This is a genomic window from Campylobacter sp. RM6914 (genome assembly GCF_004803835.1).
In the GTDB taxonomy this organism is placed as follows: domain Bacteria; phylum Campylobacterota; class Campylobacteria; order Campylobacterales; family Campylobacteraceae; genus Campylobacter_A; species Campylobacter_A californiensis.
This window is the reverse complement of record NZ_CP012545.1, coordinates 1,634,206-1,657,790: the sequence shown is the minus strand read 5'-3', so window position 1 is coordinate 1,657,790 and position 23,585 is coordinate 1,634,206. Positions and strand designations below refer to the sequence as shown.

The window sequence follows — 23,585 nt, the reverse complement described above, 5'->3', positions numbered from 1 at the left end:
AAATGGCTATTTCGTTAAAAAGACCGGCTGAGATTGAAAATATGAGAGCGGCGAATATGATCGTCGCTCGAACGCTTGATTATATTTCTACTATCATAAAACCAGGAATTTCTCTACTTGAGATAGATAAAATCTGTGAAGACATGATAAGAAGTGCGGGGGCAAAACCTGCTTTTAAAGGACTTTATGGATTTCCAAATGCTGCTTGCATAAGTGTAAATGAAGTTGTTATACACGGAATCCCAAACGAATACGTTTTAAAAAAGGGCGATATCGTAAGTGTTGATATCGGTTCGAATTTAAACGGATATTTTGGCGATAGTGCTAGAACATTTGGCGTGGGGGAAATTTCAAAACAAGATAAGGCGCTTATAGATTGCAGTAAAGACTCTCTTTATTTTGCTATTGATTTCATTGAAGCTGGTATGCATTTTAAAGAAGTTTGCTATGAGATAGAAAAATTTATTCTTGCACGTGGCTTTGTTCCTCTTAGAGGATTTTGTGGACACGGCATAGGCAAACGTCCTCATGAAGAGCCTGAAGTTCCTAATTACCTTGAAGGAAATAATCCAAAAGCCGGACCAAAGATAAAAAACGGAATGACGTTTTGCATTGAGCCTATGATTTGTCAAAAAGACGGTACTCCGATAATAGGTGCTGACAAATGGAAGGTAACAAGCAAAGATGGCCTTAGAACGAGTCACTACGAGCATTGTGTAGCTATCGTAAACGGCAAAGCTGAAATTTTAAGTAAGTCAGAAATTTGAAAATTTAATGGAGGTATGAGTGGCAAAAGATGATGTTATAGAAATCGACGGTAACGTAGTCGAAGCTTTACCTAATGCTACATTTAAGGTTGAGCTTGATAATAAGCATGTGATTTTATGTCATATCGCTGGAAAAATGAGAATGCATTACATAAAAATAATGCCAGGAGATCGTGTAAAAGTCGAGCTTACACCATATAGCCTAGATAAAGGTCGCATAACATATAGATACAAATAAAACTTGTTTTTATATTAGTGCTAAGTGAAATTAAAGCTTGATTTGGATAAAATCTAAGTTTTGCAATAAGCTGTATGAAGAATTATTTTCAAAGTCCCCACTTATTTTGAAAATAGTTGGTTTAAAATTTTCTTTAAACCTGATGCAGCCCCTAAAAAAGTGGAATAAATTTTTAGGAGACTAAGATGAAAGTTCGTCCTTCTGTAAAGAAGATGTGTGACAAATGCAAAATTGTCAAACGTAGCGGAATCGTACGCGTTATCTGTGAAAATCCAAAACATAAACAAAGACAAGGATAAAAGATGGCACGTATAGCAGGTGTAGATTTACCAAATAAAAAAAGAATAGAGTATGGCTTAACATACATCTATGGCATAGGTCTTTACAAGTCACGTCAAATTCTTGACGCAGTAAACATCTCTTACGACAAGAGAGTTCATGAGCTAAGTGAAGATGAGGCTGCAGCTATCCGTAAAGAGATTCAAGAGCACCATATCGTTGAGGGTGATCTTAGAAAACAAGTTGCTATGGATATAAAAGCACTTATGGATCTTGGAAGCTATCGTGGTCTTCGCCACAGAAAAGGTCTTCCGGTTCGTGGTCAAAAAACTAAGACAAATGCACGCACCAGAAAAGGTAAGCGTAAAACTGTCGGCGCAGCGACTAAGTAAGGATAGACAATGGCAAAAAGAAAAATCGTTAAGAAAAAAATCGTTAGAAAAAGTATAGCCAAAGGTATCGTTTATATTAGCGCTACTTTTAACAATACAATGGTTACCGTAACCGATGAGATGGGAAATGCTATCGCATGGAGTAGTGCCGGTGGTTTAGGTTTTAAAGGAAGCAAAAAATCAACTCCTTATGCAGCACAACAAGCTGTTGAAGACGCACTAAACAAAGCAAAAGAACACGGTATAAAAGAGGTTGGTATAAAGGTTCAAGGTCCTGGTAGCGGTCGTGAAACTGCTGTTAAGAGCGTAGGAGCGGTTGAGGGTATTAAAGTAACATTCTTAAAAGACATAACCCCACTTGCACACAATGGTTGCAGACCACCAAAACGCCGCCGCGTCTAATGATATAGAGAATTAGGAGAAATTATTATGGCTAGATATAGAGGACCAGTTGAAAAATTAGAAAGACGTCTAGGTGTTTCTCTTGCTCTTAAAGGCGAGAGGAGACTTGCCGGTAAAAGCGCGCTTGATAAGCGTCCATTTGCACCGGGACAGCATGGACAAAGAAGAGCAAAAATAAGCGAATATGGTTTACAACTCCGTGAAAAACAAAAAGCTAAATTTATGTATGGTGTTAGCGAAAAACAATTCCACCGTCTATTTAGCGAAGCTGCTCGCAGAGAAGGCAACACAGGTGCACTTCTTGTTCAATTATTAGAGCAAAGACTTGATAACGTAGTTTACAGAATGGGCTTCGCGACAACTCGTCGTTTTGCTCGTCAGCTTGTAACCCATGGTCACATTCTTGTTAATGGCAAGAGAGTTGATATCCCGTCTTACAGAGTTGAACCGGGTGCAAAAGTAGAGATCGCTGAAAAATCTAAAAACAACCCACAAATCGTTCGTGCGATTGACCTTACAGCTCAAACTGGTATAGTTGGTTGGGTTGATGTTGAAAAAGATAAAAAATTTGGAATTTTTACAAGAAACCCTGAAAGAGAAGAGGTTATCATTCCAATCGAGGAAAGATTCATAGTAGAGCTTTACTCAAAATAATAAAGGATATAATGATGAGAAAAATTACTACATCAGCTTATATGCCTACTGAGATAAAAGTTGAAAGTGTAAGTGAAAATGTGGCTAAGATTACCGCATATCCGTTTGAGGCGGGTTATGCAGTAACTCTTGCTCATCCGCTTCGTCGTCTTCTTTATACAAGCACCGTAGGTTTTGCGCCTACAGGTGTTAAAATAAAGGGCGTAAGTCATGAATTTGATAGCATGCGCGGTATGCTTGAGGATGTTGCCTTTTTTATTATAAATTTAAAAAAGATACGCTTTAAGCTTAAAAATGACTCTGATAGAGAAGTTATCGAGTATAGCTTTAAGGGGCCAAAAGAGATAACTGGAGCCGATCTTAACAATGATATAGTTGAGATAGTTAATCCAGATGCTTATCTTGCAACCATAAACGAAGATGCTGAATTAAATTTCAGTGTTATTATTCAAAAGGGTATAGGATATGTTCCTAGCGAAGAAATTCGCGACGAGATGGAAGAAGACTATATAGCGCTTGATGCGTTTTTTACTCCTGTTAAAAAGGCTGTATACGACATCGAGAGCGTTTTGGTTGAAGATAATCCTGATTTTGAAAAGATTGTTTTTACAATCACTACAGATGGACAAGTTGGGCCTATTGAGGCATTTAAACACTGCTTAGAGGCTATGTATCAGCAAATGTCTGTATTTAAGGGTGTTTTAGATATTGATGTAAATATGCCTGTTTCTAACTCAAGTGTAGGCGGTGAGCACGGTAAATTGCTTTCAAATGTTGAAGAGCTAAATTTAAGTGCTAGAAGTTTTAACTGCCTAGATAAAGCTGAAATTAGATACATTGGCGAACTTGCCTTGATGGATGAAAACGAACTTAAAGAGCTAAAAAACCTCGGCAAAAAATCTCTTGAAGAGATAAAAGCCGTTATGGAAGAGATCGGTTATCCTGTTGGAACTGATATCTTAAAAGATAGTAAAGAGCAGCTCAAAAAGAAAATTGCTGAGCTAAAATCGCAAATGAGCGTATAAAAAAACAAGGATAGATAAATGAGACACAAACACGGATATAGAAAATTGGGTCGTACTTCATCTCATCGCGCTGCATTGCTTAAAAATCTAGCAATTGCAATCATAAAAAGCGGTAAGATAGAAACAACTCTACCAAAAGCAAAAGAGCTTAGAAGTTATATTGAAAAGCTTATCACAAGAGCAAGAAAAGGTGATTTTAATGCTCATAGAGCTGTCTTTGCAAGCTTGCAAGATAAAGAAACTACAAATAAATTAGTTGTAGAAATAGCTCCAAAATACGTTGGTAGAAACGGTGGCTATACAAGAATAATTAAAACTCGTGTTAGACGTGGCGATGCTGCCGAAATGGCTTATATAGAGCTAGTTAGCGAGTAATATCTAGAGGGCTCGTCCCTCTTCTTTCATATCCTTTACAAAACATCTTTTAATATCCAAAAAACAACTTTCAATTTATAAATTTATAGTTTAATTTTTATATAATTCATCATCTAAATTTCTTGTAGTAATAAATATAAAACCCATCTTTGATATATCAAATTTAAGTGATAATTTGCTCTTAAATACCCACAAAATCAACTCTTTTAAAATTTATTTTTCATATTTTGTGTATAATATCTAAAAAATAGAAGGATTAAAATGATACCATTTACAGACGAAGAATTATTAAAACCAGTTGGCATAAGTTTGCAAAAAGTTTTACCTATGCTTGAAGCCGATGGCGGTGGTATGGAGCTTTTAGGTATAAAAAATGGCAAAGTTTATGTAAGACTAACCGGACACTGCCATGGTTGTGCCGCGAGCGGAACTACTTTAAAATACGGTGTAGAACGCCAACTTCGCATAGATATTCATCCTGAACTCGAGGTTGTCAATATACCTATTGGGGAAGAGGTAAAATTTGATTGATTATAAAAAGTTAGGGATTAAAAATTTTAAGAAGTCAAAATTTGAAGACGCGATGACTTATTTTTCGCTTGGATATGCGCAAACTAAAGATGAAAGCTTGTTATATCTTATCCAGCTTTGCTCACTTGCGAGCGAACGCCCTGATGAGGCAAAAATGCTTTTTGAATATTTCATGGGTAAGGATATCTTAGGTAAGACAAATGAAAATTTTGACGAGATATTGGAAGTTTTAGAGTCTAAGATAGAGCCAGATTTTGATATTGAAGAGCAAGATGCCATAAGCTATGAGGATTTTATGGAAGCGGTTTGGCGTGAAGGAAATTTTAAAAAAGTTTTTGAAAATATAATGTTTTCAACCAAGGTTATAATATCAAACAAAGATGATTTTTTGGATTTTTTAGAAAATTTGATAAAAAATAATTTTCTTGAGATGAGTATGAACTACCTTGAGAGTGCCACAGTGATGTTTGGCGGAGATGAGCGCATAGGTGCACTTTTAAAAGAGATACAAAAGAGACAAGATAATGAAAATTTCTCTAGCAAATAGCTATGTAACCGATAATTCAAACGAGTGCGAGAGTGGTTGTTTTTTTGTGCTTACAAAATCAAATGCTAAATTTAAAGAGAGCGCTCAAAGTAACGGCGCAAAGATTATTAGCGTAGATGAGTGTAAAAAGCTTTTAGGTATCGATGAAAATATAAAAATAATAGGCATAACCGGTACGAATGGTAAAACTACGACCGCATGGGCCATCTATGAAACACTTATGCAACTTGGATACAAGTCCGCGCTTTCTGGCACTTGCGGTGCATTTTTGCATTCAAAGCGTATAGATGCAAAGTCATTAACAACAAGTCCGGTTTTGCAAACGCTTGAGTATTTAAAGCAAGCCAATGAGTTTGGTTGTAAGTATTTTGTAATGGAAGTGAGCTCTCACGCTATCGATCAAGATCGCGTCGAGGGGTTAAAGTTTGCTCTTAAAATTTTTACAAATTTAACTCAAGACCATCTTGACTATCATAAAAGCATGCAAGAATACGCCAAAGTTAAGAGTAAATTTTTAAGTGACGATAGTTTAAAGCTAATAAACATCGATGATGAGGGCGGTATAGAGTTTAACCCTATAAATTCATACACATACTCTCTTAAAAAAGACTCGGATTTTGCCTCATTAAAATACGATCTTAAAGACGGCATAAAAGCTCTTATGAAAACTCCAAAAGGCGAATTTGAGCTAGCTTCGTCACTCCAAGGAGAGTTTAACCTCTATAACTTAACGGCGGCTATCGGAGCTATTTTGCTACTTGAGGATGTAAAAATACCATCCCTTAAAGAAGCTATTTATAAATTTAAAGGCGTTGCAGGTCGCATGGAAGTTGTTAGCCAAAAGCCGCTTGTTATTGTTGATTTTGCGCATACGCCAGACGGCATGCAAAAGGTTTTAAATGCGCTTAGACATTTAAATTTGATTGTAATTTTTGGTGCTGGAGGCGATAGGGATAGGACAAAACGACCTAAAATGGGGAAAATAGCGCAACAATACGCTAAAATTTCTATCGTAACAAGTGATAATCCGCGTAGCGAAGAACCCGAGACGATCATAGATGAAATTTGTGCAGGAATGAACATGAACAACACTGTCATTCTTGAAAGCGATCGCAAAAAAGCCATCAAGCTCGGGCTTGATCTTCTTGACAAAGATGATACGTTAGTTATACTTGGTAAAGGCGATGAGGACTATCAGGAGATAAACGGCGTAAAACATCATTTTAGTGATAAAGAGACGGTTTTAGAGCTGCTTAAAATTTAAACAAGGAATTAAAATTGAGAATAGAAGTAATGTCTAGTAAAATACACCGCGCTACTGTTACCGACGCAAATTTAAATTATGTCGGTTCGATAACTATAGATGATAAGCTTATAGAGGCTGCAAATTTGTGTGAGTTCCAAAAGGTTGAAATTTTAAACGTAAATAACGGCGAGCGCTTTAGCACATATGTGATAGCAGGCGGCAAGGATGGAGAGATATGCCTAAATGGTGCAGCAGCCCGCAAAGTTTGTGTTGGGGATACTGTTATCATCGTAGCTTACGCTAGCATAAAGGCTAAAAAGGCTAAGGATTTTAAACCAACCATTGTTCATGTCAATGCTAAAAACGAGATAGTTTAGGAGTTTAAATTTTTACATTTTATTGCCGTTATAAACTTAAAAATAAATTTATATAAGCTCAAATTTGATATAATCGGGCAAAATTAAAAGGAAAATTTATGTTTGAGGGTCTTGATTTTTCAAAAATGGGTGCGATGCTTGAAGAAGTTCAGAAAAAGGCAAAAGAATTTGAAGACGAGAGCAGCGCACGTGAATTTGGAGCAAAGAGTGGCGGTGGGCTTGTAAGTGTAAAAGCAAACGGCAAAGGCGAAATTTTAGATATTAGTATTGATGATAGTTTGCTTGAGGATAAAGAGAGCTTGCAAATTTTACTCATAAGTGCCATAAACGACGTCATAAAAATGACAGAAGACGATAAAAAGGCGATGGCTGGCAGGATGCTTGGCGGTCTAGGCGGACTTAAGCTATAAGGTAAAAAATTTGAAAACATTTATTTTATTTTTTGTATTATCTATCGTAGCCTTTGCCGATCCTCGTCCTACTCAAGAGGACTTTAACGCTTGTTATGAAAAAAACAAAGACTCGATAGTCTCTGTGAATAAACACTTTGGTGTAGCTATCACGAAAGATCTTATCGCTGTTCCTAAAAATGGCGAGGCTCCGATAAACAACTATGTGAAATTTGACCCTTATTTACAGCTTTATCTTGTTCGCTCGGACAAGACTTTATCTCCTGCGAGTATGGCTGATGAAACAAATGATGAGCGCGTTAAGAAAAGCACATGGATAGGAGTTTTAAGCGATAACAACAACAGCAAAATGGGACACATCAAGGCTCTTGGTGTAAATTTGGGAGATTTTGATACGATGAGTTTTGAGCATAATGCCACAGATGAGCTAAATACTGCTTGCTGCAAGATGCTTGGTATAACGGTTGGTGCCGACAAATTTATACCAAACAGGTATTTAAAGCATTTCGCTGCATATGATGATGTATATTATGGTGATATCGGGGCGACTTTTGAGCCAAGAGATGGTAAATTTTACGTGCAAAAGGTTGATCCTATCGGTCGCGCAAAGGCACTCATGGTAAATGATGAGCTCGTGAGTATAAACGGAGTTAGTCCCAAAAGTCTAAGAGAAGTAAATGAAATGATACTTTTTGCGCCAAAAGGCTCAAAACTAAATATCGTAGTAAAACGCGAAGGCGCTCAGTATTTTTTTGAAGTTCCTGTTTCTGGTAATTTAAAATTTAGTCAAAGTTTAGAGGCTCTTATCCCAGATAGTCAAAAATTAAAAAATTTAAACGCCATGCCTGAAAATATAGAGCTTTATGGTGATGATAAAATTTTAACCGACTATGGCATAAGGGTTAATGCAAATTTGGTTGTAACACACGTTACTCCAGACTCAAACGCCCAAATTTTTGGCATAAAAGTAAAAGATAGAATTCTTCAAGTAGATAAAGATATGGTGAAAAATAGAGGCGAATTACTACAAAAAATAGGAGAAAAACAAAACTTTCTTCTGCTTTTTACAAGAGATGACTTTGAATTTTTTGCGAGAGTGCCAAAGTGAGTTTGCTTGATGATTTTATAAATTTTTTAAATGAAAATTTGCCAAAAGCCCCTAGCTTTCATCCTTATTATGAAGAGGCTTTAGCGCAGATGCTAAAGGCTGGCGGTAAGCATTTTAGGGCACAGCTGCTTTTGGGCACGGTTAATGCTTTGCGTCCGGAGCTAACACAAGAGGCTATGAGGGTTGCTTTAGGGCTTGAGATGATGCATACGTATTCGCTCATACACGACGATCTGCCGTCTATGGACAATGCCGCTTTAAGACGCGGAAAACCTACCCTTCACATAATGTATGACGAAGTTACGGCGATACTTGCCGGAGATGCGTTAAATACGCACGCTTTCTATGAAATTTCACGTTCAAATTTAAGTCCCGAAGTTAGGATAAAATGTGTTGAAATTTTAAGTCAAAATGCCGGAGCTAACGGCATGGTGCTTGGTCAGGCGTTGGATTGTTTTTATGAAAATACCGACAAGAAGGACATAGTAGCTGCAAAACAAAGACTAGGTCTAACGGATAAAAAACTAAGTCTTGACGAACTAAAATTTCTTCACATACACAAGACCGCAAAGCTTATCGCCGCTAGCTTAAAAATGGCTGCAGTTATAGCAGAGCTAAGTGAGACTGAATGCGAAAAAATTTATAATATCGGGCTTGATTTGGGACTTGCATTTCAGATACAAGATGACATCATAGATGTGATAAGCGATGAGAATGAAGCAGGCAAGCCTGTAAACAATGATACGGATAAAAATTCATTTACAAATTTGCTCGGTGTCAAGGGCGCTATAGAGAGTAAAAATGAGCTAATACGGCGGGTTGAAGAGGACTTGCGGTCACTTAAAGCAGGCATAAAAGACGTGATAGAAAATTTGATAAACAAGCATTTGAAAGGTTAAAATATGTTACAAAAACAAGCTGATACGATAAGATTTTTATGTGCCGATATGGTTCAAGCGGCAAACAGCGGACACCCAGGCGCGCCTATGGGGCTTGCTGATATTATGAGCGTGCTTTCAAAACATCTAAAGCACAACCCAAAAGATCCAACTTGGCTAAACCGCGATAGATTGGTCTTTAGCGGCGGGCATGCAAGCAGTTTGGTTTATAGCTTTTTATATCTTAGCGGATATGATGTTAGCCTAGAAGATCTTAAGAATTTCCGCCAATTGGGCTCACAAACGGCAGGACACCCTGAAATTCATACTCCGGGTGTTGAAGTGGCAACAGGTCCTCTTGGTCAAGGTGTGGCAAATGCCGTAGGTTTTGCAATGGCTGCTAAATACGCTGCAAACGTGTTAAATACGCCCCAAAATGAGATAATCAACCATAAAGTCTACTGTCTTTGCGGGGATGGCGACTTAGAAGAAGGTATAAGCTATGAGGCATGTGCGCTAGCCGGCAGACTTTGTCTTGATAACCTAGTAATAATATATGACTCAAATTCAATAACTATCGAAGGCGATACCGCTATAGCATGGAACGAGGATGTAAAAGTTCGTTTTGAAGCACAAGGCTTTGAAGTAGCGCGTATTAACGGGCATGATTACGACGAGATCGAATTTGCGCTTAGTGAAGCTCAAAACAAAGACAAGCCGTATCTTATCATCGCAAATACTCGCATAGCAAAAGGAGCCGGTGAACTCGAAGGAAGCCACCATAGCCACGGCGCTCCACTTGGCGAAGAGATAATCAAATCCGCAAAAATTGCCGCAGGATTTAATCCTGAACTTAAATTTCACGTTGATGAAGATGTACTTTTGAGATTTAGAGGGGCTGTTGAAAAGGGCGATTTAGCGCAAGCTGAGTGGAACAAGCAGCTTTTAAGCCTCGATGACGATAAGGCTAAAATTTTAAATGAACTTTTAAAGCCTGATTTTAGTACTATTAATTACCCTGATTTTAGTGGTAAAAAAATGGCGACAAGAGATAGTAACGGTCAAATTTTAAATGCTATTGCAAATTCCATTGCGGGGTTTATTGGTGGTAGCGCCGACCTTGCTCCGTCAAACAAAACTGAATTAAAAGGCATGGGGGATTTCCCATACGGTAAAAATATCCATTTTGGTATCCGTGAGCACTCGATGGCGGCGATAAATAACGCATTTGCAAGATATGGTCTTTTCTTGCCTTTTAGTGCGACATTTTTTATATTTAGCGACTACCTAAAGCCGAGCGCAAGACTTGCTGCACTTATGAGTCTAAAGCATTATTTTGTATTTACGCATGACAGTATCGGCGTTGGTGAAGATGGACCTACACATCAGCCTATAGAACAGCTTAGCCAGTTTAGAGCTATGCCGAATTTTTATACATTTCGTCCTGCCGACGGCGTTGAAAACGTGGCTTGCTGGAAAACAGCTTTAAATTTAAATGCCCCAAGTGCATTTGTCTTATCTCGTCAAGCTCTTGTGGCGCTTGAAAAAAGTGTGTATGGCGAAGTAAAAAATGGCGCTTACCTACTTAAGAACTCACAAGACCCAAAGATCACGTTTATTGCAAGCGGTAGTGAGGTAGGACTTTGTTTAAAAGCTGCCGAAGATTTATGTGCGCAAGGCATCGGGGTAAATGTTGTTTCAGCTCCTTGTTTTGACCTGCTTTGCGAACAACCTCGCGAATACATAAATAAAATTTTAGATCAAAATACAACCGTTATAGCCGTTGAAGCTTCAAGCGGTCTTGAGTGGTATAAATTTGCCGATCATGTTTACGGCATGAAGAGCTTTGGCGCTTCAGGTAAGGCAGAAGCCTTGTTTGAGCATTTTGGATTTACACCGGAGAAGCTTACTGACTTTGTAAAAGATGTGTTGAATTAATGCTTAAACTAAAAGGCGTTTCATGGACATTGTTCAGATCGTAATCCTTTCGCTTGTGCAGGGCATAAGCGAATTTTTGCCTATATCAAGCTCCGCTCATCTTGTGCTTGTGCCAAAACTATTTGGCTGGCAAGATCAGGGCTTGGCTTTTGACGTTGCTGTGCATGTAGGCACGCTTGTGGCTATACTTTTTTATTTTAAAGATAGAATTTTTAAGCTTTTGAGCGACTTTTTATCATCTATAAGACAGCGCAAAATGGTTGGCGAAAGCATGCTTGTGTATGCGGTAGGTTTTGCGACCATACCTGCTGGAATTTTTGGTCTTGCATGTGGGGACTTGATAGAGCAATACGCAAGAAGCGGTTTTGTTATAGCCACTACGACTATTATTTTTGGTATCATGCTCTATCTTGCCGATAAATCGCCCGGGCTTAAAAGCGAAGCAAATATCACGATAAAAATCGCGCTTATCATAGGTGTAGCTCAAGCTTTAGCTTTAATCCCGGGTGTTTCTCGCTCGGGTATTACCATAACGGCTGCTTTGTTTTTAGGTTTTAATAGAATCACAAGTGCAAATTTTTCGTTTTTGATGTCAATTCCTATCATACTTCTTGCGGGAGGACTTGAAACGATAAAACTTATTAAATCAAATACAACTTACGAGTGGACAGATCTTGGCCTGGCCTTTGTTTTAAGTGCCGTTAGTGCGTATATCTGCGTGAAGTTATTTATGGGGCTTATCTCTCGTGCAAGCATGGTGCCGTTTGTGGTGTATCGCTTGATGTTGGGTGTGTTTTTGTTTTATGTTTTTATATAAGTGAGCCGGCAGGAGATACTTTGCCGGCTTAAATTTATTATTTTAATGCTTTTTCGATATCGCTTAGCATGATATCAGTGGCTCTTATGCCGCCCTCGCTAAGATACCAAGGTGCAGGCGAAAGATAGAAAATTTTACCGTTATTAAATGCCTTTGTTTTTCTTACAAGTTCATTATCCATAACCTCTTGAGCGACTTTTGCGCCCGGTTTTGATATGGCACTATCTCTATCGAGCACGAAAAGATATTGCGGGTTAAGCTTTACTAAAAGCTCAAAAGAGGACTCGTTGCCGTGAGTTGAACTAATATCATTTGCCAAATTTGTAAATCCTCCATCCGTTGTGATAAGTGAGCAACGTTTCGAGTTGCCTAAGGTATGAAAGCTTGAGCTTGTAACCAGCCCGATGATGGCATTTTTGCCATTTGCAAGCTCTTTGATCTTATTTAGTCTAGCTTCGTATTCTAAAATTTTCTCTTTTGCTTTTTCATCTGCATCAAAAATTTTAGCTATCGTAGAAATGTTGTTTTTTATGCTCTCAAAGCTACCTTTTTCGTAATTTATCTCCAAAAATACCACCGGTGCGATCTTAGAAAGCTCGTCAAATTTTGGCTGTAGTCTGCCACCTATAAATATAATATCTGGCTGTGCGGACATCAGCTTTTCCATATTTATCTCTTTTGCTGTGCCGATGTTTATGATATTTTTATCGTTTGTGTATCGCGATAGATAATCTATCTTTTGTGCTTTTGGCATTGCAACGACATTTTTGCCAAAACCGAGCGCATCGATCGTATCAAGCGTAGCAAGATCAATTACTGCTACGCGTTTTGGTTTTAACGGAACTTTTATGTTTATGCTTTGCTTTTTTGCATTTAGTGTATTTATTTCCACTAAATCCGCACTAAAAAGTGCTGTTATAGCGCCGATAATGGCGAAACTAAGTAAAAATTTTCTCATACATACTCCTTAAAAAATTAAAAATAAATCGATAACGGTTTGCCGTGGATGTCTAAAATTTCAAAGTCCACGTTATAAATTTCAGCCAAATTCTCTTTTGTGATGATCTCATTTGTCGGGGCATGTTTGACCAGCTTGCCGTCTTTAAAAGCGCAGATATAATCCGAATAAAACGCCGCTAAATTTAGCTCGTGAAGCACGATGATCACTGTTTTGCCTAAATTTGTAGATAAAAATTTGATATTTTTCATCATCTGGATCGAGTGATAGATGTCAAGGTTGTTTGTCGGCTCGTCAAGCAAGACAAATTCTGTATCTTGTGCAATTATCATAGCTATAAAGGCTCGTTGGCGCTGTCCTCCGGAAAGTTCGTCTAAAAACCTATCTTCAAATTCCATTAATTGCATTTTTAAAAGTGCGTCATCTACGATATCTATATCTTGTTTGGTTAGTTTTGAGCCACTATATGGAAATCTCCCGAAGCTCACAAGCTCTCTAACTGTAAGTTTCATCGCTAAATTGTTGCTTTGCGTTAATATCGCCAAGTGTTTAGCCAGCTCTTTGCTTTTATAGTGACTTAAATTTTTGCCGTCAAGTAAAATTTCTCCTCCGTCGCTTGGTATAAGACGTGAGATCATGTGCATTATGGTTGATTTACCGGCACCATTTGGACCTATAAAAGATGTTATCTTGCCGCGATGTATATCAAGGCTAACATCGTCTACGACGCTCGTATCGCCGTATTTTTTGATTAAATTTCTGATTTTCATTGATTTCCTTTGTTTGCCAGTAAAAGATATAAGAAATAAATTCCTCCCGCGATATTTACAAATACCGAGATCGGTATCGCAAGGTCAAAAATTCGCTCAACTATCAACTGCCCACAAACCAAAACTATCATGCCCACAAGCGCCGCAGCTAGAGTTAGATAGGAGTGTTTATATGTTTTTAAAATTTGTCTTGCTAAATTTGCGATTATAAGACCTAAGAATGATATAGGTCCGACAAGAGCAGTAGCTATAGCTATAAAGAGCGTAACGCCAAGTAGTAATTTTGATATGACGCGGTCGTAGTCAACGCCTAAATTTATGGCTCGCTCTTTGCCTAGAGCTATCACGTCAAGTACCTCAAGCTCTTTTTTGTAAAAAAGCGTTAGAAAAACAACCAAAATAAAAGCAATGCCTAAAATGTCGGCATTTACGTGGCTAAAACTAGCAACCAAGGTCGCCAAAAGCGTTTCGTATTCGTTTGGATCCATTATGCGAACCATCGTGCTTTGAAGCGATAGAAAAAAGGTCGCCATAACGGTTCCTGCAAGTAAAACGTATAAAACATTAAATTTAGTTACGCGAAACAAATAGCTATAAATTATCGTAGCCATAGTGCCCATAAGCACAAGGTCGCAAAAAAAGCTTATGTATTTGTTACTTGCAAAGACGCTTGTCGAACCAAGAAAAAACACAATCGTGGTATGGATGACAAGATAAAGTGAGTTCATCCCAAGTAGACAAGGTGTTACTATCGTGTTGTTAATGATAGTTTGAAAAACAAGAGTTGCTGCACCTATGCAAAATGCAGTAATCAGGATAGCACCCAATTTTGGCAGTCGTATACTCATATAGTATTCAAAAAATTTAAAATTTATATCATAAAATAAATAAAATGCCCAAAAGATCATCGTAGCCAGGACAAGAATTAAAATGCGTTTTTTATGAGCTAGAGCTTTCATTTTTGGCAACTTTCTTGTGTTTTGCCTGCAGCTAGTCTTACACGCTTTCTTGGAGTTTTTAGTTTAAAGATCAAAAGTCCGATAAATATCGCACTTCCTACAATCCCGGCAATAAGCTCTATGGGAAGTTCGTAGGGTGAGATAAGTGCGCGTCCGATGAGATCGCAAATAAGCACAAAGACAGCTCCAAAAAGAGCAGTATCAAGCAGAGTTCCTTGAAGTTTATCGCCCTTAAACATCGTTACCAAATTTGGCACAATTAAACCGATATATGAGATAGTGCCCACAACCACCACGATACAAGCGGTAAGCATCGAAGCTATGCTTAGTCCAAAAAACAGCACAACATTATAAGGAACGCCTAAATTTTTAGAGAAATCCCTTCCCATGCCGACGATATTAAAGTGGTTTGCAAATAAAAACGCCACAAAGACAAGCGGAACTACCATATAAACTATCTCGTACCTGCCTCTAAGTATGAGGGAAAAACTACCCGTAAGCCAGGTAGAAAGCACTTGCACCATATCGTATTTAAAGGCGATAAAATTTGTGATACCACCTATTACGTAGCTAAACATTATTCCCACAAGTGCCACCATAACGGTATCTTTAAATTTGATAGTTTGTATAAAAGCCACATATATCCATGTTCCTACCATTGCGGTTAAAAATGCAAAAAATGCTCTTGAGTAAAGCGTGGAGTCCGGCATAAAGATAAGGGCTATCAATATCCCAAGTTGTGCCGAGGCGATCGTGCCGCCAGTGGTCGGAGAGACGAATTTATTCATGCAAAGTTGCTGCATGATAAGACCTGCTACACTCAAACCAACTCCGGTGCAAACTATGGCTAAAAGACGTGGTAGGCGTGATGCTAACAGAGTATGTATCTGCTGCGTATCACCTTTTAAAATCCCTTCTATTTGCACATCAAGCACGCCGACAAATAATGAAAAAATACCAAGTATAATAAGTAAAAGAGCAAGAATAATAGTAGAATGCAAATTTTTCCCTAAATATTTTTGAAAGTGATTATAACATTTATTTAATTAAAAAATATTTTTATTTACAAACTTATTACTTTATTTTCATATTAAATACCGATCTTGTTGAAATATTTATAATTAATACATTATGGATATATCTAGTTTAAACAAAAATTAGTTTCATTTTAAATATAAAAATATATGAAATCGATTTTAAGACAACATTTTGCTTATAAAATTTGATATAATACATCTCTTCAAATAAGGGTAGATGTCCGAGCGGTTTAAGGAGCACGCCTGGAACGCGTGTGTGGGGCAACTCACCGAGAGTTCGAATCTCTCTCTATCCGCCAGTGATTTATTCTTTTCTTATATTTCTTTCTCAATATTTATTGTTGGTTTGTGTTAAGAGTTAATGTTTTTGAGGTTTAAACGTCAATTGTTTGATGATTTATGATTATTATGTAATGGTTTTTGTAATATGAATGGAAATTACACTATAATAATGTAAGCACACCCCACTATCTTTCCTCTAAAATTTCCCATTCTAAATTTTTCCCAACTTTTTTCAATCTCCCCTCTCTTTTTAATCTTTCTTTAAGCATCATGCCTGTATAATTCCAGCTCACGAGTTGAGAGAAACCACTTTTAACCTTCTTGAGTTAATAAAGCTTTCCTTTTTATCGTTGTTCTTTTAAATTATTAATGTTAAACTATTAGTCAATCTTTGAAATCTAAACAAGTGATCGATTGAGCCAGTTTGCTATCTTAGCAAACTAAAACTAATAAATAAAAAACAAAAGTTTTTAGATTAAAAACTTCATATAAATTATATGGAGAGTTTGATCCTGGCTCAGAGTGAACGCTGGCGGCGTGCCTAATACATGCAAGTCGAACGGAGATTAAGTAGCTTGCTATTTAATCTTAGTGGCGCACGGGTGAGTAATGTATAGCTAATCTGCCCCTTAGTAGAGGACAACAGTTAGAAATGACTGCTAATACTCTATACTCCTTCTTAATATAAGTTAAGTCGGGAAAGTTTTTCGCTAAGGGATGAGGCTATATTGTATCAGCTAGTTGGTGAGGTAATGGCTCACCAAGGCTATGACGCATAACTGGTCTGAGAGGATGATCAGTCACACTGGAACTGAGACACGGTCCAGACTCCTACGGGAGGCAGCAGTAGGGAATATTGCTCAATGGGGGAAACCCTGAAGCAGCAACGCCGCGTGGAGGATGACACTTTTCGGAGCGTAAACTCCTTTTGTTAGGGAAGAACCATGACGGTACCTAACGAATAAGCACCGGCTAACTCCGTGCCAGCAGCCGCGGTAATACGGGGGGTGCAAGCGTTACTCGGAATCACTGGGCGTAAAGGACGCGTAGGCGGATTATCAAGTCTTTTGTGAAATCCTATGGCTTAACCATAGAACTGCTTGGGAAACTGATAATCTAGAGTGAGGGAGAGGCAGATGGAATTGGTGGTGTAGGGGTAAAATCCGTAGAGATCACCAGGAATACCCATTGCGAAGGCGATCTGCTGGAACTCAACTGACGCTAAGGCGTGAAAGCGTGGGGAGCAAACAGGATTAGATACCCTGGTAGTCCACGCCCTAAACGATGTATACTAGTTGTTGCTATGCTAGTCATGGCAGTAATGCACCTAACGGATTAAGTATACCGCCTGGGGAGTACGGTCGCAAGATTAAAACTCAAAGGAATAGACGGGGACCCGCACAAGCGGTGGAGCATGTGGTTTAATTCGAAGATACGCGAAGAACCTTACCCGGACTTGATATCTAACAAATCATCCAGAGATGGAAGAGTGTCTGCTTGCAGAAATGTTAAGACAGGTGCTGCACGGCTGTCGTCAGCTCGTGTCGTGAGATGTTGGGTTAAGTCCCGCAACGAGCGCAACCCACGTCATTAGTTGCTAACGGCTCGGCCGAGCACTCTAATGAGACTGCCTTCGCAAGGAGGAGGAAGGTGTGGACGACGTCAAGTCATCATGGCCCTTATGTCCGGGGCGACACACGTGCTACAATGGCGTATACAATGAGAAGCAATATCGCGAGATGGAGCAAATCTATAAAATATGTCCCAGTTCGGATTGGAGTCTGCAACTCGACTCCATGAAGCCGGAATCGCTAGTAATCGTAGATCAGCCATGCTACGGTGAATACGTTCCCGGGTCTTGTACTCACCGCCCGTCACACCATGGGAGTTGATTTCACTCGAAGTCGGAATGCTAAACTAGCTACCGCCCACAGTGGAATCAGCGACTGGGGTGAAGTCGTAACAAGGTAACCGTAGGAGAACCTGCGGTTGGATCACCTCCTTTCTAGAGTACAATGAATATTCTCTCACAAGATATTCATCAAAGGAAAATTTAAATACTAACTAACCTTAGTATTTACTCAATCGATCCTTGTTTAGTTTTGAAAGATTGACGGCTAATAAAGATTTATCTTTCTAGTTTTAGATTAGATAGATAATATGGGGAATTAGCTCAGCTGGGAGAGCGCCTGCTTTGCACGCAGGAGGTCAGCGGTTCGATCCCGCTATTCTCCACCAGATTTTTTATTAAAGAGGGCCTATAGCTCAGCTGGTTAGAGTGCACCCCTGATAAGGGTGAGGTCACAAGTTCAAGTCTTGTTAGGCCCACCATAAAGATTATTATAAGATTTATTAGCTATAATCACATCCCCAATTTAATAGATTGTGCTTAAATAGTTTATCGGCTTATGAAATCTAAATCAAGTTTTTAAATTTCAAAAATTTGATTTAGATTTTTTAATCTAATGTTCTTTTATTTATTATTGTTAAGAGTCACAAGCAAGTTTTAATAAAAACAATTTTACAGGACTTGTTAAAGATTTAGATATCTAAACTCATTGCATTAAATTGCAGAAGTTTGACATCACAAGATACTATAGGATTTAAAACTTATCTATACTATCTGTCAATGCTTTCCGTCTTGGAGTTTAAGATACTAGATGTAATAACTAAAAACTATAAAGCTTGATTCTAAATTTACGGCGCTTCAGTAAGAAGCGGTGTGCTTTAGGTGGGTCAAGGGAGTATTTATACTCCTTGTCGTAAAAAGTAGCTTTGCTACTTTGCGAAGTATAGGTGGTTATCTTTAGCAAGGAAGTGATGCGAATTAGAATATAATATATACTAAAAAAGGTAAGCTACTAAGAGTAAGTGGTGGATGCCTTGGCTAGTAGAGGCGACGAAGGACGTGCCAGGCTGCGATAAGACTCGGGGAGCCGTCAAGGGGCTTTGATCCGGGTATTTCCGAATGGGGCAACCCAACTGATAGCGATGTCAGTTACCATATAATGGAGCGAACGTTGGGAATTGAAACATCTTAGTACCAACAGGAAGAGAAATCAATAGAGATTACGCTAGTAGCGGCGAGCGAACGCGTAAGAGGGCAAACCGTTAGTTTACTAACGGGGTTGTAGGACTGCAACATAGACTAAACTTAGTTAATAGAATAAGCTGGAAAGCTTAGGCGTAGAGGGTGATACCCCCGTATATGAAAACTTTGTTTTACTTAGCAGTATCCTGAGTAGGGCGGGACACGTGATATCCTGTCTGAAGCTGGGTCGACCACGATCCAACCCTAAATACTACTACTAGACCGATAGCGCACAAGTACCGTGAGGGAAAGGTGAAAAGAACTGAGGTGATCAGAGTGAAATAGAACCTGAAACCATTTACTTACAATCATTCAGAGCCCTATGATTTATCAGGGTGATGGACTGCCTTTTGCATAATGAGCCTGCGAGTTGTGATGTCTGGCGAGGTTAAGGAAACCCGGAGCCGTAGCGAAAGCGAGTCTTAATAGGGCGTTTAGTCAGATGTTGCAGACCCGAAACGATGTGATCTATCCATGAGCAGGTTGAAACTGGTGTAAGAACCAGTGGAGGACCGAACCCGCTAGCGTTGAAAAGCTATGGGATGACTTGTGGATAGGGGTGAAAGGCCAATCAAACATCGTGATAGCTGGTTCTCTCCGAAATATATTTAGGTATAGCGTCATGTAGTAACACTAGGGGGTAGAGCACTGAATGGGCTAGGGCATACACCAATGTACCAAACCCTATCAAACTCCGAATACCTAGTGTGTAATCATGGCAGTCAGGCGGCGAGTGATAAAATCCGTCGTCGAGAGGGGAACAACCCAGACTAACAGCTAAGGTCCCTAAATCTCATTTAAGTGGAAAACGATGTGGAGTTACTGAAACAACCAGGAGGTTGGCTTAGAAGCAGCCATCCTTTAAAGAAAGCGTAATAGCTCACTGGTCTAGTGATTCTGCGCGGAAAATATAACGGGGCTAAAATGAGTACCGAAGCTTTAGACTTAGTTTTACTAAGTGGTAGGAGAGCGTTGCATTCAGCGTTGAAGGTATACCGGTAAGGAGTACTGGAGCGGATGCAAGTGAGCATGCAGGCATGAGTAGCGATAATTGGGGTGAGAATCCCCAACGCCGTAAACCCAAGGTTTCCTACGCGATGCTCGTCATCGTAGGGTTAGCCGGGTCCTAAGCAAAGTCCGAAAGGGGTATGCGATGGAAAATTGGTTAATATTCCAATGCCAACATTATTGTGCGATGGAAGGACGCTTAGAGTTAAGCAAGCTAGCGGATGGAAGTGCTAGTCGAAAGGTGTAGGTTAAGATCCAGGCAAATCCGGATCTTTTTAAGCCGAGACCCTACAGGCACACAAAGTTCTTCGGAACAGCGTGTGAATTGCTGATACTGTCGAGCCAAGAAAAGTTTCTAAGTTTAGATAATGTTGCCCGTACCGTAAACCGACACAGGTGGGTGGGATGAGTATTCTAAGGCGCGTGGAAGAACTCTCTTCAAGGAACTCTGCAAAATAGCACCGTATCTTCGGTATAAGGTGTGCCTAACTTTGTGAAGGATTTACTCCGTAAGCATTGAAGGTTACAACAAAGAGTCCCTCCCGACTGTTTACCAAAAACACAGCACTCTGCTAACTCGTAAGAGGATGTATAGGGTGTGACGCCTGCCCGGTGCTCGAAGGTTAATTGATGATGTTAGAGCAATCGAAGCATTTGATCGAAGCCCGAGTAAACGGCGGCCGTAACTATAACGGTCCTAAGGTAGCGAAATTCCTTGTCGGTTAAATACCGACCTGCATGAATGGCGTAACGAGATGGGAGCTGTCTCGAAGAGGGATCCAGTGAAATTGTAGTGGAGGTGAAAATTCCTCCTACCCGCGGCAAGACGGAAAGACCCCGTGGACCTTTACTACAGCTTGACACTGCTATTGGGATAAAGATGTGCAGGATAGGTGGGAGGCTTTGAGTATATGACGCCAGTTGTATATGAGCCATTGTTGAGATACCACTCTTCTTTATTCTGATAGCTAACTAGCTTACGTTATCCGTAAGTAGGACAATGTCTGGTGGGTAGTTTGACTGGGGCGGTCGCCTCCCAAAATGTAACGGAGGCTTACAAAGGTTGGCTCAGAACGGTTGGAAATCGTTCGTAGAGTATAAAGGTATAAGCCAGCTTAACTGCGAGACATACATGTCAAGCAGAGACGAAAGTCGGTCTTAGTGATCCGGTGGTTCTGTGTGGAAGGGCCATCGCTCAAAGGATAAAAGGTACCCCGGGGATAACAGGCTGATCTCCCCCAAGAGCTCACATCGACGGGGAGGTTTGGCACCTCGATGTCGGCTCATCGCATCCTGGGGCTGGAGCAGGTCCCAAGGGTATGGCTGTTCGCCATTTAAAGCGGTACGCGAGCTGGGTTCAGAACGTCGTGAGACAGTTCGGTCCCTATCTGCCGTGGGCGTAAGAAGATTGAGGAGAGTTGACCCTAGTACGAGAGGACCGGGTTGAACCAACCACTGGTGTATGAGTTGTCCTGCCAAGGGCATCGCTCAGTAGCTACGTTGGGATGTGATAAGAGCTGAAAGCATCTAAGCTCGAAGCCAACTCCAAGATGAATCTTCTTTTAAGAGCTCTAGTAGACTACTAGTTTGATAGGCTGGGTGTGTAATTGATGAAAGTCATTTAGCTGACCAGTACTAATAGCTCGTTTGCTTATCTTTTAAGCATCACTTCCTTGTTAAGGATAAAACCTTAGTAAGAAGAATGTTTTTATAAACATGCTTTACTCTTAACAAAATATCACTACAGTGTTAAATAAGAGATTAATCACTAATCCTTTATTTAACACTGCTCGTGGCTATACAGACGAGGAAACGCCTTGCTCCATCTCGAACCAAGAAGCTAAGCTCGTCCTGGCTGATGATACTCTCCCTTACTGGGATGTCGGGAAAGTAAGTCGCTGCGAGCTTTGTTAATTATTCTACTACTTATTATCCAAATACAAAATCTTAAACTACCTAATATTAGATCTAAACCAACTAAGATTTTAACTTATATAAACATATAATTAAAACATCTATCTTTAATGCTTTATATCTTTTATGATACTGCTTTTTATTTATTGTGGTTTTTCTTTCTCTTTATTATCTTTATTGTTATCTTTGTTTTATTGTGATAGACGGATTACTTTTGTGTCTACTATCTTTTGCTCTTATAAATTTAACCTTGGCGGTCTTAATGAATGCTATATACTCTTCTTTAGATGTGACAGGAGTTATCCAAAGCTATGGTGTGATAAATAGATAGCTTGTTTTTATTTTTCGTGTATGTTTTTCTTCTTGTGTATAAAATTAGGCTTAATTTAACTTAAGCTCTAAACAATGAGTTTTAATTTATGGTTTTACTTATGTTCTCTAAAAGCAACTAACGCAGTGAAGTTAAAAATAAGTATATAATACCTCGTGGAATTTTAGAGGCTAAATTTAGAGAAAATTGAAATATATTTGTATAAATATAAAGACAGGTAAAATATCATAAATAATATAAATCCAAAAGTAAGCTTGTGTATATATTTTAAACAAATAAGAATTTTAACGGCAAACAAATGCTAAAAAGTATCTAGTTAAATTTAGCGGTAAATATAGATAAGTGAGAGCTTTTTCAAAACTAAAAGAGCGGTGTGGTAAACATAAATTTCCCATCTTAGATATTCATATTTTTTATATTAAATTTATTCTTTATATGTATTGTAAAACAAGCGTTTACCCTACTAAGTTATAATCAAATTCAATCTTAAATCAAAGGAAAACAATGAAACTATCTTTTAAATCAACTCTACTATCTTTAGCGCTACTAGCTACTCAGGCATTTGCCGTTATAAATTTAAATACGGCCACCAAAGATGAACTAATGAGTTTAAACGGTATAGGCGAGAGTAAGGCCGAGGCTATTATAGAGTATAGAAAGGCTAATAAATTTAACTCTATAGAGGATATTAAAAACATTAGTGGCATAGGCGATAAGACATATGAGAATTTAAAAGATGATATATCAGTATCTGGTAAGACGACAGTGCAACCTAAGGTAAAAGAGATAAAAGATAAGTCAGCCAAAAAGACTAAAGAGCTAAAAGAGGATATTAACAATAAAACCGGTAAGACAAAAGATAATGCAAGCAAGAAAGGCAGTGAGATAAAAGATATTAAAAGCAGTGCCAAGGATAAGGTAAAAGAGAAGGCCAAAGAGGAAATAAGTAAGTAAGAGCATAAAGCTTAAACAAAATAAGTAGATTAAGAGTAAAATAAATACACAAAACATTATAATAAAATAGAGAAATTTAAAGTAGGACAAAAGCAAGAGATAAATAAAAGCAGGAAAAATCATAAATTGCTTAGCTCTTTGCTTTTTTAGTGCTAATCTTTATGTTTCTCTTTTATATCACTAGTCTTTAAAAAATACCGCTTAATAAACAGTGCCTAGTTACTAGAGATGGCATATGTAAGGTTTTTATAGTTTAATAAATTTAATCATGAAGTCAATACCATATATCATCAAAGT

22 protein-coding genes, 3 tRNA genes and 3 rRNA genes are annotated in these 23,585 nt (G+C 38.7%); 24 read left to right on the top strand and 4 right to left on the bottom strand.

All coding sequences use genetic code 11. From position 1 onward, the window contains the following. The first annotated feature begins 2 nt into the window (after positions 1-2). From map to CCAL_RS08505, 17 genes are all read left to right on the top strand, one after another. Positions 3-767: a type I methionyl aminopeptidase gene (gene map, locus CCAL_RS08585; RefSeq protein ID WP_169938239.1), complete on the top strand. Its 765-nt coding sequence runs from the start codon at positions 3-5 to the stop codon at positions 765-767. A 19-nt stretch (positions 768-786) separates the two neighbouring features. Next, the gene (gene infA, locus CCAL_RS08580; RefSeq protein ID WP_009649712.1) at positions 787-1,005 is read left to right on the top strand and encodes a translation initiation factor IF-1; all 219 of its coding nucleotides are present in this window, start codon (positions 787-789) and stop codon (positions 1,003-1,005) included. A 185-nt stretch (positions 1,006-1,190) separates the two neighbouring features. Further along, the gene (gene rpmJ / locus CCAL_RS08575) at positions 1,191-1,304 is read left to right on the top strand and encodes a 50S ribosomal protein L36 (protein ID WP_169938237.1); all 114 of its coding nucleotides are present in this window, start codon (positions 1,191-1,193) and stop codon (positions 1,302-1,304) included. 3 nt (positions 1,305-1,307) lie between these two features. Continuing rightward, positions 1,308-1,676 (top strand): 30S ribosomal protein S13, encoded by a 369-nt coding sequence (rpsM, locus tag CCAL_RS08570; protein WP_169938235.1) that lies wholly within the window; start codon positions 1,308-1,310, stop codon positions 1,674-1,676. Positions 1,677-1,685: 9 nt separating this feature from the next. Continuing rightward, a complete protein-coding gene (gene rpsK / locus CCAL_RS08565; protein WP_170016413.1) occupies positions 1,686-2,078 on the top strand; it encodes a 30S ribosomal protein S11 in 393 nt (130 codons plus the stop codon). A gap of 27 nt (positions 2,079-2,105) precedes the next feature. Beyond that, positions 2,106-2,732, top strand: a complete 627-nt coding sequence (gene rpsD, locus CCAL_RS08560; protein WP_169938231.1) for a 30S ribosomal protein S4 — start codon at positions 2,106-2,108, stop codon at positions 2,730-2,732. A 14-nt stretch (positions 2,733-2,746) separates the two neighbouring features. Continuing rightward, a complete protein-coding gene (locus CCAL_RS08555) occupies positions 2,747-3,757 on the top strand; it encodes a DNA-directed RNA polymerase subunit alpha (RefSeq protein WP_169938230.1) in 1,011 nt (336 codons plus the stop codon). Positions 3,758-3,775: 18 nt separating this feature from the next. Continuing rightward, the gene (rplQ, locus tag CCAL_RS08550) at positions 3,776-4,132 is read left to right on the top strand and encodes a 50S ribosomal protein L17 (RefSeq protein WP_169938228.1); all 357 of its coding nucleotides are present in this window, start codon (positions 3,776-3,778) and stop codon (positions 4,130-4,132) included. A 261-nt stretch (positions 4,133-4,393) separates the two neighbouring features. Further along, positions 4,394-4,663 carry a NifU family protein gene (locus CCAL_RS08545; protein WP_169972369.1) on the top strand — a complete coding sequence of 90 codons (270 nt, stop codon included), beginning with the start codon at positions 4,394-4,396 and terminating at the stop codon, positions 4,661-4,663. After that, positions 4,656-5,210: a histidine kinase gene (locus tag CCAL_RS08540; protein WP_170016415.1), complete on the top strand. Its 555-nt coding sequence runs from the start codon at positions 4,656-4,658 to the stop codon at positions 5,208-5,210. Before CCAL_RS08545 ends, CCAL_RS08540 begins: the two co-directional genes overlap by 8 nt. Beyond that, positions 5,188-6,474: a UDP-N-acetylmuramoyl-L-alanyl-D-glutamate--2,6-diaminopimelate ligase gene (locus tag CCAL_RS08535; RefSeq protein WP_172285148.1), complete on the top strand. Its 1,287-nt coding sequence runs from the start codon at positions 5,188-5,190 to the stop codon at positions 6,472-6,474. The genes CCAL_RS08540 and CCAL_RS08535 overlap by 23 nt, the downstream gene beginning before the upstream one ends. Before the next feature lie 14 nt (positions 6,475-6,488). Further along, positions 6,489-6,833 (top strand): aspartate 1-decarboxylase, encoded by a 345-nt coding sequence (gene panD / locus CCAL_RS08530; RefSeq protein WP_170000429.1) that lies wholly within the window; start codon positions 6,489-6,491, stop codon positions 6,831-6,833. Between the two features lie 98 nt (positions 6,834-6,931). After that, on the top strand, positions 6,932-7,243 hold the full coding sequence (locus CCAL_RS08525; protein ID WP_170000428.1) for a YbaB/EbfC family nucleoid-associated protein: 312 nt from the start codon (positions 6,932-6,934) through the stop codon (positions 7,241-7,243). Between the two features lie 10 nt (positions 7,244-7,253). After that, the gene (locus CCAL_RS08520; RefSeq protein WP_170016419.1) at positions 7,254-8,351 is read left to right on the top strand and encodes a DUF7488 domain-containing protein; all 1,098 of its coding nucleotides are present in this window, start codon (positions 7,254-7,256) and stop codon (positions 8,349-8,351) included. Then, on the top strand, positions 8,348-9,250 hold the full coding sequence (locus CCAL_RS08515) for a polyprenyl synthetase family protein (protein WP_170016421.1): 903 nt from the start codon (positions 8,348-8,350) through the stop codon (positions 9,248-9,250). The genes CCAL_RS08520 and CCAL_RS08515 overlap by 4 nt, the downstream gene beginning before the upstream one ends. 3 nt (positions 9,251-9,253) lie before the next feature. Next, the gene (gene tkt, locus CCAL_RS08510; RefSeq protein WP_170016423.1) at positions 9,254-11,167 is read left to right on the top strand and encodes a transketolase; all 1,914 of its coding nucleotides are present in this window, start codon (positions 9,254-9,256) and stop codon (positions 11,165-11,167) included. A gap of 22 nt (positions 11,168-11,189) precedes the next feature. Beyond that, positions 11,190-11,984: an undecaprenyl-diphosphate phosphatase gene (locus CCAL_RS08505; RefSeq protein ID WP_169938210.1), complete on the top strand. Its 795-nt coding sequence runs from the start codon at positions 11,190-11,192 to the stop codon at positions 11,982-11,984. Between the two features lie 37 nt (positions 11,985-12,021). Here CCAL_RS08505 and CCAL_RS08500 read toward each other — a convergent pair whose 3' ends face one another. Genes CCAL_RS08500 through CCAL_RS08485 form a run of 4 tightly spaced genes read right to left on the bottom strand, consistent with a single transcriptional unit; the run spans position 12,022 to position 15,672 of the window. Further along, the gene (locus CCAL_RS08500; RefSeq protein ID WP_170016425.1) at positions 12,022-12,942 is read right to left on the bottom strand and encodes a siderophore ABC transporter substrate-binding protein; all 921 of its coding nucleotides are present in this window, start codon (positions 12,940-12,942) and stop codon (positions 12,022-12,024) included. Between the two features lie 17 nt (positions 12,943-12,959). Then, on the bottom strand, positions 12,960-13,712 hold the full coding sequence (locus CCAL_RS08495; protein WP_170016426.1) for an iron ABC transporter ATP-binding protein: 753 nt from the start codon (positions 13,710-13,712) through the stop codon (positions 12,960-12,962). Further along, positions 13,709-14,671 (bottom strand): iron chelate uptake ABC transporter family permease subunit, encoded by a 963-nt coding sequence (locus CCAL_RS08490; protein WP_170016428.1) that lies wholly within the window; start codon positions 14,669-14,671, stop codon positions 13,709-13,711. The genes CCAL_RS08495 and CCAL_RS08490 overlap by 4 nt, the downstream gene beginning before the upstream one ends. Further along, positions 14,668-15,672, bottom strand: coding sequence for an ABC transporter permease (locus CCAL_RS08485; protein ID WP_170016430.1), 1,005 nt, complete (start codon positions 15,670-15,672; stop codon positions 14,668-14,670). The genes CCAL_RS08490 and CCAL_RS08485 overlap by 4 nt, the downstream gene beginning before the upstream one ends. 247 nt (positions 15,673-15,919) lie before the next feature. Here CCAL_RS08485 and CCAL_RS08480 point away from each other — a divergent pair. The 7 genes from CCAL_RS08480 to CCAL_RS09590 all read left to right on the top strand — a co-directional run bounded on the left by CCAL_RS08480 (position 15,920) and on the right by CCAL_RS09590 (position 23,288). Next, a tRNA-Ser gene (locus tag CCAL_RS08480) sits at positions 15,920-16,007 on the top strand. A 477-nt stretch (positions 16,008-16,484) separates the two neighbouring features. Then, positions 16,485-17,995 (top strand): 16S ribosomal RNA (locus CCAL_RS08475). A 157-nt stretch (positions 17,996-18,152) separates the two neighbouring features. Continuing rightward, positions 18,153-18,228 (top strand) — tRNA-Ala (locus tag CCAL_RS08470). A gap of 16 nt (positions 18,229-18,244) precedes the next feature. After that, positions 18,245-18,321, top strand: a tRNA-Ile gene (locus tag CCAL_RS08465). Between the two features lie 520 nt (positions 18,322-18,841). After that, a 23S ribosomal RNA gene (locus CCAL_RS08460) occupies positions 18,842-21,748 on the top strand. A 129-nt stretch (positions 21,749-21,877) separates the two neighbouring features. After that, positions 21,878-21,996 (top strand): 5S ribosomal RNA (gene rrf, locus CCAL_RS08455). Together the 16S, 23S and 5S rRNA genes with 3 tRNA genes alongside form the textbook arrangement of a ribosomal RNA operon. An 842-nt stretch (positions 21,997-22,838) precedes the next feature. Continuing rightward, complete coding sequence (locus tag CCAL_RS09590; protein WP_169938844.1) at positions 22,839-23,288, top strand: helix-hairpin-helix domain-containing protein; 450 nt, start codon at positions 22,839-22,841, stop codon at positions 23,286-23,288. The last annotated feature ends 297 nt before the right edge of the window (positions 23,289-23,585 follow it).

Excerpts from the sequence above, each read along its gene's own strand:
- map (WP_169938239.1), top strand. The coding sequence starts at position 3 with ATGGCTATTTCGTTAAAAAGACCGGCTGAGATTGAAAATATGAGAGCG.
- rpmJ (WP_169938237.1), top strand. The coding sequence starts at position 1,191 with ATGAAAGTTCGTCCTTCTGTAAAGAAGATGTGTGACAAATGCAAAATT.
- rpsM (WP_169938235.1), top strand. The coding sequence starts at position 1,308 with ATGGCACGTATAGCAGGTGTAGATTTACCAAATAAAAAAAGAATAGAG.
- rpsK (WP_170016413.1), top strand. The coding sequence starts at position 1,686 with ATGGCAAAAAGAAAAATCGTTAAGAAAAAAATCGTTAGAAAAAGTATA.
- rpsD (WP_169938231.1), top strand. The coding sequence starts at position 2,106 with ATGGCTAGATATAGAGGACCAGTTGAAAAATTAGAAAGACGTCTAGGT.
- CCAL_RS08555 (WP_169938230.1), top strand. The coding sequence starts at position 2,747 with ATGAGAAAAATTACTACATCAGCTTATATGCCTACTGAGATAAAAGTT.
- rplQ (WP_169938228.1), top strand. The coding sequence starts at position 3,776 with ATGAGACACAAACACGGATATAGAAAATTGGGTCGTACTTCATCTCAT.
- CCAL_RS08545 (WP_169972369.1), top strand. The coding sequence starts at position 4,394 with ATGATACCATTTACAGACGAAGAATTATTAAAACCAGTTGGCATAAGT.
- CCAL_RS08535 (WP_172285148.1), top strand. The coding sequence starts at position 5,188 with ATGAAAATTTCTCTAGCAAATAGCTATGTAACCGATAATTCAAACGAG.
- CCAL_RS08525 (WP_170000428.1), top strand. The coding sequence starts at position 6,932 with ATGTTTGAGGGTCTTGATTTTTCAAAAATGGGTGCGATGCTTGAAGAA.
- tkt (WP_170016423.1), top strand. The coding sequence starts at position 9,254 with ATGTTACAAAAACAAGCTGATACGATAAGATTTTTATGTGCCGATATG.
- CCAL_RS08505 (WP_169938210.1), top strand. The coding sequence starts at position 11,190 with ATGGACATTGTTCAGATCGTAATCCTTTCGCTTGTGCAGGGCATAAGC.
- CCAL_RS08500 (WP_170016425.1), bottom strand. The coding sequence starts at position 12,942 with ATGAGAAAATTTTTACTTAGTTTCGCCATTATCGGCGCTATAACAGCA.
- CCAL_RS08495 (WP_170016426.1), bottom strand. The coding sequence starts at position 13,712 with ATGAAAATCAGAAATTTAATCAAAAAATACGGCGATACGAGCGTCGTA.
- CCAL_RS08490 (WP_170016428.1), bottom strand. The coding sequence starts at position 14,671 with ATGAAAGCTCTAGCTCATAAAAAACGCATTTTAATTCTTGTCCTGGCT.
- CCAL_RS09590 (WP_169938844.1), top strand. The coding sequence starts at position 22,839 with ATGAAACTATCTTTTAAATCAACTCTACTATCTTTAGCGCTACTAGCT.